The sequence below is a fragment of the Vibrio sp. CDRSL-10 TSBA genome, from assembly GCA_039696685.1.
In the GTDB taxonomy this organism is placed as follows: Bacteria; Pseudomonadota; Gammaproteobacteria; order Enterobacterales; family Vibrionaceae; genus Vibrio.
In genome coordinates, this window is the sequence record CP155565.1 from 744,177 (window position 1) to 759,401 (window position 15,225).

17 protein-coding genes and 3 pseudogenes are annotated in these 15,225 nt (G+C 44.2%); 8 read left to right on the forward strand and 12 right to left on the reverse strand.

What is annotated here, in order from left to right:
• Window position 1 precedes the first annotated feature (1 nt).
• The 5 genes from ABDK09_03620 to ABDK09_03640 all read right to left on the reverse strand — a co-directional run bounded on the left by ABDK09_03620 (window position 2) and on the right by ABDK09_03640 (window position 3,046).
• On the reverse strand, window positions 2-292 hold the full coding sequence (locus ABDK09_03620; GenBank protein XAW88430.1) for a hypothetical protein: 291 nt from the start codon (window positions 290-292) through the stop codon (window positions 2-4).
• A 30-nt stretch (window positions 293-322) separates the two neighbouring features.
• Window positions 323-598, reverse strand: coding sequence for a hypothetical protein (locus tag ABDK09_03625; protein ID XAW88431.1), 276 nt, complete (start codon window positions 596-598; stop codon window positions 323-325).
• Window positions 558-1,415: an ABC transporter substrate-binding protein gene (locus ABDK09_03630; protein XAW88432.1), complete on the reverse strand. Its 858-nt coding sequence runs from the start codon at window positions 1,413-1,415 to the stop codon at window positions 558-560. The genes ABDK09_03625 and ABDK09_03630 overlap by 41 nt, the downstream gene beginning before the upstream one ends.
• 631 nt (window positions 1,416-2,046) lie before the next feature.
• Window positions 2,047-2,796: a zinc-binding dehydrogenase gene (locus ABDK09_03635; protein ID XAW88433.1), complete on the reverse strand. Its 750-nt coding sequence runs from the start codon at window positions 2,794-2,796 to the stop codon at window positions 2,047-2,049.
• Window positions 2,797-2,833: 37 nt separating this feature from the next.
• Complete coding sequence (locus ABDK09_03640; GenBank protein ID XAW88434.1) at window positions 2,834-3,046, reverse strand: alcohol dehydrogenase catalytic domain-containing protein; 213 nt, start codon at window positions 3,044-3,046, stop codon at window positions 2,834-2,836.
• Window positions 3,047-3,180: 134 nt separating this feature from the next.
• Here ABDK09_03640 and ABDK09_03645 point away from each other — a divergent pair, with 134 nt between their 5' ends.
• The gene (locus tag ABDK09_03645; protein ID XAW88435.1) at window positions 3,181-4,158 is read left to right on the forward strand and encodes a GntR family transcriptional regulator; all 978 of its coding nucleotides are present in this window, start codon (window positions 3,181-3,183) and stop codon (window positions 4,156-4,158) included.
• On the opposite strand, the gene ABDK09_03650 is transcribed toward ABDK09_03645, so the two are convergent.
• From ABDK09_03650 to ABDK09_03680, 7 genes are all read right to left on the reverse strand, one after another.
• Window positions 4,109-4,531 (reverse strand): TRAP transporter large permease subunit, encoded by a 423-nt coding sequence (locus tag ABDK09_03650; protein ID XAW87371.1) that lies wholly within the window; start codon window positions 4,529-4,531, stop codon window positions 4,109-4,111. The two genes, ABDK09_03645 and ABDK09_03650, sit on opposite strands and share 50 nt — an antisense overlap.
• A gap of 49 nt (window positions 4,532-4,580) precedes the next feature.
• On the reverse strand, window positions 4,581-5,393 hold the full coding sequence (locus tag ABDK09_03655) for a TRAP transporter large permease subunit (GenBank protein XAW87372.1): 813 nt from the start codon (window positions 5,391-5,393) through the stop codon (window positions 4,581-4,583).
• Between the two features lie 5 nt (window positions 5,394-5,398).
• Entirely contained in the window at window positions 5,399-5,938 is a 540-nt protein-coding gene (locus ABDK09_03660) for a TRAP transporter small permease (GenBank protein ID XAW87373.1), read from the reverse strand.
• Window positions 5,939-5,995: 57 nt separating this feature from the next.
• Window positions 5,996-6,412, reverse strand: coding sequence for a TRAP transporter substrate-binding protein DctP (gene dctP / locus ABDK09_03665; protein ID XAW87374.1), 417 nt, complete (start codon window positions 6,410-6,412; stop codon window positions 5,996-5,998).
• Window positions 6,399-6,989 (reverse strand): TRAP transporter substrate-binding protein DctP, encoded by a 591-nt coding sequence (dctP, locus tag ABDK09_03670; protein ID XAW87375.1) that lies wholly within the window; start codon window positions 6,987-6,989, stop codon window positions 6,399-6,401. Before dctP (ABDK09_03670) ends, dctP (ABDK09_03665) begins: the two co-directional genes overlap by 14 nt.
• A gap of 64 nt (window positions 6,990-7,053) precedes the next feature.
• Window positions 7,054-7,878 (reverse strand): hypothetical protein, encoded by an 825-nt coding sequence (locus tag ABDK09_03675; GenBank protein ID XAW88450.1) that lies wholly within the window; start codon window positions 7,876-7,878, stop codon window positions 7,054-7,056.
• Window positions 7,823-8,500, reverse strand: a complete 678-nt coding sequence (locus tag ABDK09_03680; protein ID XAW87376.1) for a hypothetical protein — start codon at window positions 8,498-8,500, stop codon at window positions 7,823-7,825. The genes ABDK09_03675 and ABDK09_03680 overlap by 56 nt, the downstream gene beginning before the upstream one ends.
• A gap of 319 nt (window positions 8,501-8,819) precedes the next feature.
• Between ABDK09_03680 and ABDK09_03685 the strand changes: the two genes are divergently transcribed.
• From ABDK09_03685 to ABDK09_03715, 7 genes and pseudogenes are all read left to right on the forward strand, one after another.
• Window positions 8,820-9,173 carry a UxaA family hydrolase gene (locus ABDK09_03685; protein ID XAW87377.1) on the forward strand — a complete coding sequence of 118 codons (354 nt, stop codon included), beginning with the start codon at window positions 8,820-8,822 and terminating at the stop codon, window positions 9,171-9,173.
• A 34-nt stretch (window positions 9,174-9,207) separates the two neighbouring features.
• Window positions 9,208-9,915, forward strand: a pseudogene (locus ABDK09_03690) (UxaA family hydrolase).
• Between the two features lie 40 nt (window positions 9,916-9,955).
• Complete coding sequence (locus ABDK09_03695) at window positions 9,956-10,315, forward strand: hypothetical protein (GenBank protein ID XAW88451.1); 360 nt, start codon at window positions 9,956-9,958, stop codon at window positions 10,313-10,315.
• A gap of 200 nt (window positions 10,316-10,515) precedes the next feature.
• A pseudogene (locus ABDK09_03700) lies at window positions 10,516-11,206 on the forward strand (DNA-3-methyladenine glycosylase I).
• Between the two features lie 699 nt (window positions 11,207-11,905).
• Window positions 11,906-12,998 (forward strand): annotated as a pseudogene (gene pdhA, locus ABDK09_03705) (pyruvate dehydrogenase (acetyl-transferring) E1 component subunit alpha).
• Window positions 12,991-13,974 carry an alpha-ketoacid dehydrogenase subunit beta gene (locus ABDK09_03710; protein ID XAW87378.1) on the forward strand — a complete coding sequence of 328 codons (984 nt, stop codon included), beginning with the start codon at window positions 12,991-12,993 and terminating at the stop codon, window positions 13,972-13,974. Before pdhA ends, ABDK09_03710 begins: the two are co-directional and overlap by 8 nt.
• Window positions 13,971-15,119, forward strand: coding sequence for a dihydrolipoamide acetyltransferase family protein (locus tag ABDK09_03715; protein XAW87379.1), 1,149 nt, complete (start codon window positions 13,971-13,973; stop codon window positions 15,117-15,119). The genes ABDK09_03710 and ABDK09_03715 overlap by 4 nt, the downstream gene beginning before the upstream one ends.
• Window positions 15,120-15,225 lie beyond the last annotated feature (106 nt).

Consider the following 15,225-nt stretch of genomic DNA (forward strand, 5'->3'; position numbering starts at 1 on the left):
TTCAGCACCGCCGACACCCAGAGAAACCGCCGACGATGATCGCCATCAGCGCAATCGGCAAACGCAGATTGGTAACGATGACCCGAGTAGAATCATCCACCTGGAACGGCAGACCAATAAATTCAAGCAGTGCGTTCAGTACCCGGGACGCATCCAGCATGGATGGCCCGGTCATGATATCGAGAACAAAAGAAGCCAGCAGCAAGAAGCCAAAACTCATCAATACCAGCCAGCGTCGCCGCTCACTGCTGCGCTGGCGTTCAATCGCCTGTAATAAAATTTCAGATTGCATCCACAATTACCTGATTTTCTAACCTAATGATCATTTCTCTGCCAGAGAGACAGCAAATGTGCCGGTTGGCGTAACAGGCAGGTATTGGTGGTAAAAATTGAGGTATTCCGCTTCCGGATCCAAATCACTAAACAAGTCCGGGTACAGCGCCTTAGCTATGTACTGAATCATAGGGCCGTCCAGAATACTACGACATGCGCCGTGATAAACGCTGATCATACGGTTATTCTGCACTGCAGGCAGGCTCTGCCAGCCCATGCGCTGTTTATAGCCGCGCAGATGTTTGATTGCAGTCTCTCGATCCACGTTTCTGGCCAATCACCATGGCATCATCAGCACCGCCGAATTCATAGCCGGTGATCAGCACCACGTCAGGCTGAGCCGCTAACACCTGCTCCGGGTTGAGGTGTCCCCACCACTCGACAAACGGCTTGGAGATGTTATTTCCTCCGGCCATCTCTGACATGGCACCCCACATATTTTTACCAAAGGTATAACCGTATTCCCTGGTACCCGGGAAACCGAATTCTGCATAGATGCTTGGCTTCGGCAAATTCGCTTTAGCCAGCCGCTCAGTAATCAGGTCGACCATGCTCTTGTAGTCAGAGGCGATTTTCTCTGCCCGCTCTTCCTGACCGGTGATTTGGCCGATAATACGCGTGCTCTGCACGTGGCGTTCAACGGTCTGCGCATTGTAGTCCACCACAATCACCGCAATTCCCGCCTGTTCAATACGCTCGACATCACTGCCCAGCCCTTTGTATTGCCACTCCGCCAGCAGAACCAGGTCCGGGCTCAGGCTAATCACTTTCTCGACCGAAAAAGTTTGAGTATCGACTTTACCAACATCAGGCAATGTCTGCAGTGAAGGACGATGAGCAACGTACATCGCCCAGTTAGCCGGGCGCCACTTTTCCCATATGCCTTTCGACATACCAACCACGCGGTCAAACGCTTTTTCAGTACCGATCGCCATGTAATCTTCGCCATAACCACCCAGTACAACGCGTTTGGCCGGCAAGTCCAGCGTTACTTCTCTGCCCAGAACATCCGTTACCGTCGTTACCTGTGCAAAAACCTGTGGTGCTACCACCATCAACAGCACTAACCAAAGCCGTTTCATCTTCACCCTATCCTTTGCCTTCTTGCGGTCATCATTCAATTTACAAAGGTTGTTATACTATAACGATTGGCATCAATATCAATATAAATCGTTATAATAATTAATATCATTTATGCATCTAACACACCGTATGCAATCTTGTTAGTTAATTTATTGTTTTTAAATACATTTAAACTCTTACACGCCTCAAAACACGGTTTTTTCCTTTTGAAATTTGGGCTACTAAGCCTCTCATTCTGTCATAATCCTGTAATTAACTTACACAACAGACGTTGCAACACGGTTTTTACCCGATAATTTTGAATTAAAATTACACTTTTTATTGATCGTGCGCACATAAAGGAGTAAAGTGTGACTCATACCTCATTTACTTATGTCGATAAAAGGTGACGTTATGTTAGATAAAAAACAATCACTGTCTGTTAGTGTTCGTGAGCTGTTCGGCATGCTGGCAATGTTTTCTGCAACCTCTCTGGTTGTGATGATGCTAAGCCTGACCTGGGTTAACATCTAATCCGGTCAAACCCCTCGCGAAAGCAAAAGAAAAAAGGCACTGTAAACAGTGCCTTTTGTGTTTATGAAGTTTGTTCAACTCTACCGATCAGCCTATCTTTAGAATTCGATAACACCTTTAAGTAGTTTCTTTGTTGTTGATTACGTCTTTTTCGTATGAATCGCCAATTGTGTTAAACGAAAATGCATGTGTTAGCATCATCTTCGAAGAAAGCTTACCTTCACTCATTAACCGTTGTACTTTAGAAAAATCTTCTTTAGTAGCATTGCGACTTCCCATCAATGTAGTTTCCTTCTTGTGAAAGTCTGGGTCGCTTATTTCTAGATTTCCTTTGAACAATCCAACGAATACGATTTTGCCGCCATGACGGATATGATTAACGGCACTATTCATTGCCCTCGCATTACCAGTAGCATCGATAACTGTAGCCGCCAAAGAACCATCAAATGCTGACCTCAGATTTTGCTCGAAATCAGGTGACGAAGGGTCAAGAGTCTCTAATCCAAGGTGCTTTTGAACATGCTCACGGCGAGCAACTTGGGTATCAGCAACGATAACCTGAGCGCCATCAGCAGCGGCAATCGCAGCAGCTCCTAAGCCAATGGGACCAGCTCCAACAACCAGTACTTGTTCACGATGAGAAAGATTTGCCCGTCTCACAGCATGAGCACTAATCGAAAATGGCTCAATTAACGCAGCAGTGTTACTGTCGATGTCATTTACTTTTAAAATATTTTTAACTGGCACGGTTAGAAATTCGCTAAAACCACCGTCACGATGTACGCCAATTACCGAAATATTTTCACAACAGTTGGTTTTTCCTGATAGACATGATGGGCATTCTTCACACGCAACATAAGGAATCAAAGCTATTTTGTCACCGACAACAAAGTCTTCACCACAACTAACGCCCAGTTTCTTCTATAGTGCCACACAGTTCATGCCCTAAAACTCTTGGATAAGTAAAAAATGGCTGATTACCTGTATAAGCATGAATATCGGTTCCACAGATACCAACAGAAAGAATCTTAACTAACGCTTCACCGGCATTGGGAGTTGGTCGGCTACGTTCTTTGTATTTCAATTCATAGGGCTTTTCGCAAATTAAAGTTTTCATGAACTATCTCTCTGGATCAAGGATTAAAACCATTGTATTAAAATATGTTTTTACAAGAAAAACTGAGCGTAAAAGTGTGACCATAAACTGAGAATTCTGTTTTTAATTGGTTTTTAATTAAGACGGAGGTTTTTATGGCTAAAAACAAAAATTTGAGAAAAAATGTCAGTAACCAGATCATAGAAGCAATTAATATGGGGCATATTGAATCCCCCTTACCGTCTCAGTCCACTCTAGCCGAACTTTTTGGTGTTAGTCGTACAACAATTAGATTTGCCGTAGACGGTTTAATAGTGAAAGGTCTGCTAACAAATACCAATGGTATCTATACTATCAATCGTGCTCCCAATGAGGAGGACTTCTTTATTCAAAACGCTTTAAATCAACAGGGAAACATCGACTCATTCGAGAGATTCTTTAACGACGCAATTAAAACAAGGAAAATAGTTCCAGGCCAGAAATTCACAGAATTAGAATTATCCAAAATGTCACATTGCCCTACTCACATAGTAAGAGAGTTCCTACTTAGATTTTCTCGCTTTCACCTTGTAAATAATATAGACAGAGGAAGATGGGAAATGAGAAATTTTGAAAAACGTTACGCGGAAAACTTATCAGAATTAAGAGAAATGATCGAATGTCATGCTTTAAGTCGCTTTATGAATTTACCCAAATCAGACATCCGTTGGAAAGAAGCACAATACTTGCTACATGAACATCGCGAACTAAGAGAAAAAGTCGTCCATGATTATCAGGAATTTTCAGATTTAGACCATCGCTTGCATAAGCTGATCCTATCTGCAGCCAATAATTCTTTCATGGAAGAGTTTCATGACATTATCTCTATTATTTTTCATTACCACTATCAATGGGACAACAGCGACTTAAGAAAAAGAAACATGGTAGCCATCGAAGAACATATGTCTATACTAAGCAAAATTCTTAGTTTTGATGACATTGGCGCAATGGGTGAATATCGTCGCCATCTGAATACCTCTAAGCTAACTATGGCACATAGTTTAATCACAGGAAACAACACCCGACGCTTAGGTCGGGTGTTTTTTAAAAGATCAAATTTGGAAGACCTATCGAAATCACTGGAATATAGGTAATCATAATTAATGCAACGATAAGTAGGAGCCAGAATGGTAGCACCTCTTTAACAAAGTCCTCTATAGCAACTTTTGTTATCGAGCAAGTCGTGAACATCACGGTACCAAGAGGCGGAGTAATTGTACCTATTGCACTATTAAATATAAAAATGATGCCAAAATGAACCGGATCTATTCCATATGAATTGGCTACGGGTGCTAGCAGCGGTGCTAATACGATCATAGCCGCGTTGCCTTCTAAAAACATTCCGACGATCAAAAGAAACAGGTTGACCAGTAGTAAAAATGTAAAGGGGCTTTCTACAGCTCCTGTAAGCCAGAATGCCAGATCTTGAGGCACTCGTTCCCATGTTAAAAATTTTGAGAACCCCACTGAAACACAGATAATAAACAATACATTAACGGAAGATAGAACAGATTCCTTAGTAGCGTTTCCATAGCTCCATTGTGTTCATATTCTTATAAACAAGCATTCCTAGAGCCAATGCATACAGCACTGCTACCGCCCCGGCTTCGGTTGGTGTAAAGACCCCGAATCGAATACCACCGATTATAACAACAGGTAATAACAAAGCTAATACTGCATCTTTTGCTGAATGCGTTATTTCCTTAGCTGATGCTCTTTTCTCTCTTAACGGTGCATAGTTTCTTTTCTTAGCGATAATCGAAACCAATAACATCATCATGGCACAAACCATAAGACCAGGTACAACACCAGCCAAAAACAACTTACCTATAGAAACATTGTTAACGTAACCATAAATAATCAGTGCAATACCCGGTGGAATGATAGGAGTAATGAGCGATGACGCCGCAGTAACCGCAGCAGAAAATGGCTTGCTATAACCCCGTGCAACCATTTGTGGTACGAGTAACTTAGAGTTCATCGCGGCATCAGCAATATTCGAACCCGATAAGCCTCCCATTAAAGTACTTAGGACAACGTTTACTTGGGCCAATCCACCACGCATGTGCCCTGTTAATACCTCAGAAAATTTTAGTAGACGCTCACTTATTCCTGAAGCATTCATAAATACACCAGCCATGACAAAGAAAGGAATAGCTAACAATGTTACAGAGTCTAAACCTCCAGCCAGACGCTGTATTAAGATCATTATCGGTAAATTATCATTAATTAAAAAGTATGATAATGTCGCTATAAATATACAAAATGCGACAGGAATTCCTAGAGCAAAAAATAGTAACAATACCGATACAGGTAAAATAACAGCCACAATAATTACTCCTGTCTTAAGCTTTTAATTGCATTTATCAAATGTACCACTTGATGATAAATCATAAATACCCCACTGATAGGCACAGCGGCGTAAATATACATATAAGAGATTTTTAGGGCTGGAGTAAAACGTACTTGAGACATGGGTACTAATTTACTTCCCAGATAAACGATGAAAACAACTGTCACGATCAGTAGTATTGGTCTGAAGAATTGATCCGCTAATCGTTGTATTGTAACCGGAAGTTTGTGAACTAATAGGTCGATACGAACTAATTCATCCGTTCGCATAAGAGCACTCGATCCCATAAATGTCATCCAAACAAATAAAGCTAAACATAGTTCTTCCACCCAAGTACTCGGATCATTTAGCACATAACGAGTAATTACTCCGTACGCAGTAAGAACAACGATGGAAACTAAACAGGCTACAGCAACAACAAGATCAATTTTGCTAATCAAACCAAGCATATCGGCTACCTTGCCAAACGCTCTATATGTCAACGTGGGTTTCTTTACATTGGCAGATGTGTCGAAATACATAGACTTCTCCTGAAAACAGGGAGAGGTGGTGCAAAATCAATTACACCACCCAGCGAATTATAACTGTTGAAGTTTATCTTGAATGCTCTGATATAGGTTTGGTGACCATTCAGGAAACTCTTGCTGAACCACGGAACGAGCCGATTTTTCGAATGCTTTCACATCAACTTCATTCACAGTTACACCTTGTGCTTTAAGATCATCAATGGCCTTCGCTTCGCTATCTTGAATTAGCGTTGCTCCGTAATCGACCATCTTACGACTAGTATTGGTTAACACTGATTTCTCGTCATCAGACAACGTATCCCAGAACATCTTACCTGCCACGAAAGGTGACATATGTTTTGTATGTGCAGTTAAATTAAGATTCTTAGCGACTTCATAAAATTTTCCACCAAACAAAACGACTGCTGGATTCTCTACGCCTTCGATGACACCTTGTGATAAACCCGGATAGACATCAGACAGAGACATCGGCGTAGGTACACCACCCATCGCTTTGATTGTGGCGACGAAACAAACGTGAATGTTGTACGCGTACTTTTGTACCGTTTAGATCTTCAGGCTTAGTTACTTTTTGTTTTGACAATAAGTGACGTGTACCGTAGACAACATCTGGCACCACAATATGTAAACCTTGGTCATCTAGCTTACTACTCTGTTCCTTAAACCATTCGGAGTTCAAAAGTTTGGATTTTTTCTCAAAAGATTGGGTCAGGTAAGGAGCATTGACAACCCCCAAATCCGGAACCATATCCATCAGGTAACCGTAGGAACTGATTGTAATAATATTCGCGCCAAATCTTGCTTGCTCAAGCACTTCAGTTTCACTACCAAGTTGACTGGATGGAAATAACTGCATTGTTATTTCACCATTAGACTCTTTTTCTACCAAGTTAGCCCAGTAGTGCATAGCCTGATCAATAGGTTCCCCTGGTTGATTACCGTAAGCTACCTTAATTTCCGTGGCAGCATTTGCGGTTGCAACACAAGCCAGAGTTAAACCAATAATTTTTGTTAATTGCTTTATGCTTTGGTGTAGGGTTTGCATGACTTATCCTCATCATTGTCATTATATGTTTCACGAGTAATCTATTTTTTGCTCTATTTACTGATTAAATTTGTTTTAAAGCCTCACATACTCCTTGTGCCTTAATGGATTTCACATATTCCACGACTAGAGCGGAAACACCGCTCAAGCTTGCGATATCAATTTCCCAATGATCAACTAGTTGTAAAAACTCAACGACATGCTCAGCAGTAGTTACCGAAGACACTCGTGATTTTTCAAAAAATTTAAGTAATTCTGCATCATCAGTGAGAGGGATAACTTCCCCGTTACGATCACCCAGATAAAAACAGTACAATGCTGCCAAACTGAAGCACAACCGCTTAGGCGCGTTACCGGTTTTTTCGACATAACAACGTAATTGAGGAAGTAGTCGTGTTTTAAATTTTGTCAATGAATTTAGTGAGATAGACAATAGTTGGTGTTGAATGAATGGATTTCTAAATCTGTTAAGTACGCTGTCTTTGAATTCAACTAATTCAGATTGATCCATGTCTAAACAAGGAATAACCTCTTCATCAAGTAATGAATCGACAAAACCGCCAATTACTGGATCACCAATCGAATCTCTTACTGTATTAAATCCTGATAAATAGGCGACAGGTACCATCGCGGTATGGGCTCCGTTGAGAATGCCAACCTTTCTTTGCTTAAACGGTTTAATGTCATCAACAATACGAATATTTAACGGATACTGATCCAGACAAAGCTTTTTATTCAACCACTCTGGTCCTTGGATGACAAACAGATAGAAATATTCAGCAGCTACTAGAAACTTATCTTTATAGCCAAGATCAACTTCTAGTTGATCAGCCTCATCTCTGGGGTAGCCGGTAACAATGCGATCGACGAGCGTAGAAACAGAATGTATTGGATGTCAGAAGCCATGTCTTAAATGAATCACCAAGATTCCATAGAGCTATGTATTCGAGTATCGACTCTTTCAGACACTCACCGTTATAGTCGATAAGTTCACAAGGAAGCAGGACTAAACCTTTATCCTCAGCCCCGTTAAACGTGTTAAAACGACGAAAAAGAAATTGTGTCAGCTTCGCCGGAAAGGACCTTGGTGGGAAATCCGTCTGCTGATCATCTTTTAAAACGCAAATCCCGGCTTCTGTTGTATTTGAAACGATCCATTCAAGATCCGGGCTATCTGCGAGTTCAAGAAATTTGTCATATTCACCATAAGCCAGAATTTCTCGACTAACCGATGTGATCAAGCGAGGTTCATTCACTGTTTCTCCTTTCTCATCAATACCACGAATAATCGCAGTGTAGAGACCATCTTGTTGGTCAAGTTTTGGATGACCTGCGTCAATCGGACGCACGATTACAACACCTGAATCAAAAGTGGTATGTTCATTCAATACATCAACTTGCCAATCGAAAAATGCTCTTAAAAAGTTGCCCTCACCAAACTGGAGAATTTTTTCTTTTCTATTTGGGGACAAGTCAGTATTTCTTGTCAACTGATTAAGTAGATTGCTCATTCTTCTTCCCTGTTTATATGGATTTAAACTACTGTTGTCGGACAGGCGTTTGTTAATGACATGGGACGAGTTTATGAGCGTAAGGCGAACTTCTTCTAGGCAGACTATTAACAAACGTGTTAGGGATCATTTTAATGTGTTTTTTATTGGTTTTTTAAACTCTATAGTATCTATACAGACTCACACATCTCATTCAATGAAAACAAAAAAATTAAAAATATCAAATAATTAAATATTAAACGCATGTTTTTTATTGGTTGTAATAAAAATTTATGGTTAGAATATCCCTGTCGGACAGGTAACTAACAACGAGTTACCTATGAAAAACAGATTTATTAAAATTCACCCTCAAGATAATGTCATTGTGTGCCTTGACCATTTTTCCTCAGGTGAAGTGATACAAGTTGACAACCAAAACATTACATTCCAACAGGATACTCCGCAGGGCAGCAAGATTGCTGTCGAGACGATTCCTGTAGGCGCCAATGTGTTAAAATATGGTTCGGCTATTGGGCACGCCATTTCCAACATTGAAACCGGAGATTGGGTTCATACACACAATCTGAAAACCAATTTAAACGACACTCAAAGTTATCAGTACTCACCTATACACCCTTCTGAAAAACTGACTTCACTACCTTCAAGAAACGTTCGACGGTTATCAGCGTGCTAACGGAGAAGTCGGAATAAGAAATGAAATTTGGGTCATTCCAACCGTCGGTTGCGTAAATGGAATAGCAAAGCAAGCAATCAAGTTATTCGAACAAGAAGTAAAAAAACTTGAATGTGATGGTGTATTTTTATTTTCACACAATTACGGCTGCTCTCAACTAGGCAATGATCACGAAAACACCAGAAAAATCCTGGCTAATATGGTAAAGCATCCTAATGCTGGGGGTGTTCTTGTCATTGGACTAGGTTGTGAAAATAATCAGGTTGACGCTTTTCAGGAACTCGTCGGTGAAGTCGACACGGATCGTGTTAAATACATGATCGCTCAAAAAGAAGAAGATGAAATCCACACCGCACTTGATTTGCTAAAAAATATCTACAGCACAATGAAATATGACCGTCGTACACCAACACCTATTGCTAAGCTAAAAATAGGTCTGGAATGTGGTGGCTCAGACGGGTTATCAGGAATCACTGCCAATCCTCTAATTGGTAAGGTTTCCGATTATCTGGTAACACATGGCGGTACATCCGTACTCACTGAAGTACCTGAAATGTTTGGAGCGGAACACCTGCTATTCGAAAGATGTGCAGACGAGTCGGTCTTTTCAAAAGCTGTCGCTATGGTAAATAACTTCAAGCAATACTATATCGACCACAATCAACCGATATACGAAAATCCATCACCGGGCAACAAAAAGGGTGGCATTTCCACTCTAGAAGATAAGTCAATGGGGTGTACCCAAAAATCAGGTTCCGGGACAGTAGTTGATGTTCTTGAATATGGTGAAGTGTTGCGGGTTCCCGGGCTCAATCTTCTCAGTGCTCCAGGGAAACGATGCGGTTGCGACATCTGCGTTAGGAGCGAGTGGCTGCCATATTGTTTTATTCTCTACCGGTCGTGGCACGCCTTACGGCGGATTCGTCCCTACCTTAAAAATTTCAACCAACACCGATTTGTATAATCGGAAAAAACACTGGATAGATTTCAATGCTGGAGAACTAGTTGACGGAACCAATATGGATACACTGCTAGATAAGCTACTTACTAGTATTGTCAGTATTTCAAGCGGTAAACAAACCAAGAATGAAATTAATGACATAAGAGAATTAGCAATATTTAAATCAGGTGTAACACTTTGATAAGTAGTTAAAATCGCAGTTTGTGAAATGAAAGAGAAAGCCTTGACCTGCTTTCTCTTTCGCATTCCAACCAAAGCTGCTTTAACTATTAGGTACTTCACCTATTTATTTCAGGTTCTTGATTAATCAAGGTCCGATAGTGTCTGCCCAGCATTGTTTTGATAACATACTGTTTCCTGAATCAAAACCGGATGACAACCATGACTATGGAAAAGTTTGATGCCATTTACCAACGCGCTGCTGAACGTAAAGGGGGCAGTGATAAACTCGAAGCGTTAGTGAGTAAACCTCTGAGTAAGGAACAACTGGCGGCGATAGCGGAAGATCGCTGGTTATCGGCATTCAGCATGAAAGTGTTTCAGAGTGGTATATCCTGGGCCGTGGTTCGCAAAAAGTGGCCGGCGTTTGAAGAGTTGTTCTTTCAGTTTCGCATCGAACCTTTGCTGATGCTCTCGGATGAAGTTTTGGAGCAAAAAGCCCAGGACCCAAGCATTATCCGTCACCTGGTAAAAGTGATGTCGATTCGCAACAATGCACAAATGATTTATGAAGCCCGCCTCAGTCACGGTTCATTCAGCCAGTTGGTGGCTGAATGGCCTGCCGAAACGCATCACTGAACTGTGGGATTATCTCAAAAAGCATGGCGATCGCCTGGGCGGTAACACCGGCCCTTACACCCTTCGTCAAATGGGTGCGGACACCTTTATCCTGACGGGTGATGTGGAAGCTTACCTGCGTAATACCGGTATTATCGAAGGTGGAAAAAACACCAAGCGCTCCATGCAGGCAGCCACTGAAGCCTTTTGTCAATGGCGAGAGCAGTCGGGACGCAGCATGACCGAAATCAGTCAGATCATCGCCTACAGTACGGGTGACAACCACGTGCAGTGAGCCGAGAGCGATTCACGAATTTTTTTGCCAACCTGACCATGCTGGCGGTCGCAACGCATATCTGTGCGGTAATATTTATGACTCATTGGGTAAAACGTCCTTACGTGAAAAGCATGCTCCCGCAACGTAGCAGTGACAAATAATCTGCTGTTTGAGTCAACGATAAGAGAAAGCTTCCCCCCGGCTTTCTCTTTTTATTTTCAGTTTCCCGTCTGATAAATTTATCAAAATGCGATCTTCACCATATTTGTGCAATTATTGATTGCAACTTGGCAGATATCTTCAATCCACTGACCTAAGCCCCGATAAATTCAGAATATTTCACTAACCTATACCGGGTGTAAGCATTATTTTACTCTCTTACCTGCCCCGACTTTGTGCGAGTTTTAACATTTTAGTTACACTTACCCTATCTGGTATTCGCAACATTGCTTGCTGGAACAAGGCGAAATGGGCAGTTCCGCGACATCGTTCCAGACAGATTTGCAGCACATTATGTTTTTCGGTTTGAAAACTGCTTGTTTGAGCAACATTCCGTTTTATAAATGAACCTTTATTCATAAACCTCTGCAAATATCGAGCATTGCGCCTAAAACCGACCAAGAAACGTGAAGGCTTTCAGTCGGATTACCGGTGAGTTTTACATAACAAGTGATTGCCTGCAGCCCTTGGCAATGCAGTAGCAAAAAGGAGCTTGAGATGAATGTTCAGGCACTCCCTATGGAGCGATTTATCGACCATCATGGCAACCTGCTCAGAGCACTCCCGGCTTGGGCAGACATCGCGACACTGACCAGTTTCTATCGTGATATGTTGCTGACCCGAACCTACGATCACAAAGCTGTGGCCCTGCAACGCACCGGTAAGCTTGGTACTTATCCCTCCCATCTGGGCGCAGAAGCCGTTGGCATCGCTGTGGGCCGTGCTTTGCAGCGCGATGACGTATTTATCCCCTACTATCGTGATATGCCTGCCATGTGGGCGCGAGGCATCGCGATGGAAAAAAATCTCCAGTACTGGGGCGGTGACGAGCGAGGCAGTGATTTTTCTCCTGATCCTGAGCAGCACTGCCGAGACCTGCCATTCTGCGTTTCCGATTGCCACGCAATGTACTCACGCGGTCGGTGTGGCCGCAGCCCTGAAAATTCAGGGACACCATCAGGCTGCTCTGGTGATGTGTGGTGATGGCGGTACCTCGAAAGGTGATTTTCTCGAATCCATCAACTGCGCCGGGGCCTGGCACATTCCTTTGGTGTTTGTGGTGAACAACAACCAATGGGCGATTTCTGTACCCCGCCATTTACAATGCGCTGCCGAATTCTTATCGGAAAAAGCCAAGGGCGCCGGCATTCCGGGCATTACCGTTGATGGTAATGATATTGTCGCGGTTTATGACGCCGTACGAACCAGCCTGGATCGGGCGCGCAAAGGCAAAGGGGCAACCTTAATTGAAGCCGTCAGCTATCGCCTCAGCGATCACACCACCGCCGATGATGCCAGTCGTTACCGCAGCGAAGACGAACTGCAACAAGCCTGGCAATTTGAACCGGTTTCCCGGCTAAAAACCTATTTGATGAACCAGAACGTCTGGAGTGATCAGGAAGAAGAAAACTGGCTGGAGCACTGTAAAGAAGTGGTTGAGCACGCCGTGCAACGCTATCTGGATCTGCCTCCTCAGGCACCGGAATCTGCGTTTGATTTTCTTTATGATTCGTTATCCCCTGATCTGCACGCCCAGCGTGACGAGCTGATCAATAAGGCGATGCGCATGCAGGGAGGTCAACATGAGTGAAATGACACTGGTGGAAGCCGTCAATCTGGCTCTGCACCATGAAATGGAACAGGACCCCAGCGTCATCGTGATGGGTGAAGATGTCGGTGATAACGGCGGTGTATTTCGCGCCACGGTCGGGCTCAAAGAGAAATATGGTTTCAAGCGCGTCATTGATACCCCGCTGGCTGAAGCGCTGATCGGCGGTGTCGCAGTCGGAATGGCGACACAGGGCCTGCGCCCGGTAGCCGAATTTCAGTTTCAGGGCTTTGTTTTTCCGGCCATGGAACATCTGATGTGCCACGCTGCGCGGATGCGTAATCGTACCCGTGGCCGTCTCACCTGCCCGGCTGTCTTCCGCGCGCCATTCGGCGGCGGTATACATGCTCCTGAACATCACTCAGAAAGTGTTGAAGCTCTGTTTGCCCACATTCCCGGCTTTAAAGTGGTCATTCCCTCTTCTCCACAGCGGGCCTATGGTCTGTTACTGGCGGCCATCCGTAGTAATGATCCGGTGATGTTTTTTGAGCCCAAACGAATCTACCGCACAGTCAAATCGAATGTCACAGATAACGGCGAAGCGCTGCCCTTAGATACCTGCTTTACCCTGCGCAAAGGTCGGGATCTGACTCTCGTGACTTGGGGTGCGTGCGTGGTGGAATCGCTGCAGGCAGCGAAGACACTCTCGTCACAAGGGGTTGAAGTGGAAGTTATCGACTTGGCCAGTATCAAACCGATTGATATGGCCACCATACAACGCTCACTGCAAAAAACCGGTCGTCTGCTTGTCGTGCACGAAGCAAGCCGCAGTTGCGCGGTCGGGGCGGAAATCCTCGCCCGTGTCGCCGAAAACGCCATGTGTCTCCTCAAAGCCCCCCCTAAACGGGTGACAGGCATGGATACCATAATGCCTTATTACAAGAATGAAGCTTATTTCATGATTCAGGAACAGGACATTGTCCTGGCAGCACGGGAATTAGTGGAGGGTTGGAAATGAAGTCATTTATGTTACCAGACCTTGGTGAAGGATTGGCCGAATCAGAAATTGTTGAATGGCACGTGAACGTCGGTGACTGGGTGGAAGTCGATCAGGTTGTGCTGACAGTCGAAACGGCCAAAGCTGTGGTGGAAGTCCCGGCCCCTTACGCGGGCAAAATTGTCAGTCGTCACGGTGCGGAAGGTGACGTCATCAATATTGGTAGCCTGCTGCTTGAAATTGAAGATCAGGCCACCAGCAAGCAAAATGGTGACGTGAGTAAAAAACGCCAGGATGCGGCAACCGTCGTCGGCAACGTCTCCAACCAATCCCACAGCGTCGATGTCGACGACTTCTGGATCGGCAGCAGTGAGCATGTTCAGCCGGTACAAAAGCCGTTAAGTGCGATGCCCGCAGCCCGTCTTCTGGCCAAACGCCTCGGAGTTGATTTGCTGCGCGTCCCGGGGAGCGGTCCGGACGGACTGATTTTAGAAACAGATGTGTATCAGGCTGCAGATAAGCAAATTCCCGGCACAGAAGTCCTCAAAGGTGCACGCCGTACTATGGTCAATACCATGACGGAATCACATTTACAGGTCGCTGCCGTTACCATTACCGAAGAGGCCCTGCTGATAGACTGGAAGCCTGGTGAGGATATTTCTATTCGCCTGATTCAGGCCATCTGCTTTGCCTGTCAGCAAGAGCCCGCGCTCAATGCCTGGTTTGATGCCGATACCATGACTCGTTGTGTGCATAACGTGGTCAATATCGGTATTGCCGTTGACAGCTCGCACGGCTTGTATGTTCCGGTGCTGCGTAAAGCGAACGAGTTCGATCCCACTGAGCTGCGCCAGTGGCTGGATAATACCGTTCAGGGAATTCGTGATCGCAAAATTGGTCGCGAACAATTGCAACACGCCACCATCACGCTCTCTAACTTTGGTGCCATTGCCGGCATTTTTGCCACGCCAGTTGTCACACCGCCTCAGGTCACCATCGTCGGCGCCGGGCGCATAGTGGAAAGAGTGATGATAAAAGATGAGCAGTTGATGAATGTGAAGACCATGCCACTCTCTATCACGTTTGACCACCGAGCCTGTACCGGAGGCGAAGCGGCCCGTTTCGCTAAAGCCCTGGTACAAGATCTGCAGCGTGCAAGCAATTAAGTGCAATTACCAAAGTTGTCCGTTTCATAAGAAACACTTTGCAAAGACAAGAAACACCTTGCAAAGCAACGGCCCCATCTTCGGGGCCGTTTTTCTCTCTGCGCTA

Excerpts from the sequence above, each read along its gene's own strand:
- dctP (XAW87374.1), bottom strand. The coding sequence starts at position 6,412 with ATGTCTCTGTCTGATGTCTATCCGGGTTTATCACAAGGTGTCATCGAA.
- ABDK09_03685 (XAW87377.1), top strand. The coding sequence starts at position 8,820 with ATGAAAAACAGATTTATTAAAATTCACCCTCAAGATAATGTCATTGTG.
- ABDK09_03680 (XAW87376.1), bottom strand. The coding sequence starts at position 8,500 with ATGAGCAATCTACTTAATCAGTTGACAAGAAATACTGACTTGTCCCCA.
- ABDK09_03710 (XAW87378.1), top strand. The coding sequence starts at position 12,991 with ATGAGTGAAATGACACTGGTGGAAGCCGTCAATCTGGCTCTGCACCAT.
- ABDK09_03715 (XAW87379.1), top strand. The coding sequence starts at position 13,971 with ATGAAGTCATTTATGTTACCAGACCTTGGTGAAGGATTGGCCGAATCA.
- dctP (XAW87375.1), bottom strand. The coding sequence starts at position 6,989 with ATGCAAACCCTACACCAAAGCATAAAGCAATTAACAAAAATTATTGGT.
- ABDK09_03620 (XAW88430.1), bottom strand. The coding sequence starts at position 292 with ATGCAATCTGAAATTTTATTACAGGCGATTGAACGCCAGCGCAGCAGT.
- ABDK09_03640 (XAW88434.1), bottom strand. The coding sequence starts at position 3,046 with ATGAAAACTTTAATTTGCGAAAAGCCCTATGAATTGAAATACAAAGAA.
- ABDK09_03630 (XAW88432.1), bottom strand. The coding sequence starts at position 1,415 with ATGAAACGGCTTTGGTTAGTGCTGTTGATGGTGGTAGCACCACAGGTT.
- ABDK09_03645 (XAW88435.1), top strand. The coding sequence starts at position 3,181 with ATGGCTAAAAACAAAAATTTGAGAAAAAATGTCAGTAACCAGATCATA.
- ABDK09_03660 (XAW87373.1), bottom strand. The coding sequence starts at position 5,938 with ATGTATTTCGACACATCTGCCAATGTAAAGAAACCCACGTTGACATAT.
- ABDK09_03695 (XAW88451.1), top strand. The coding sequence starts at position 9,956 with ATGGTGAAGTGTTGCGGGTTCCCGGGCTCAATCTTCTCAGTGCTCCAG.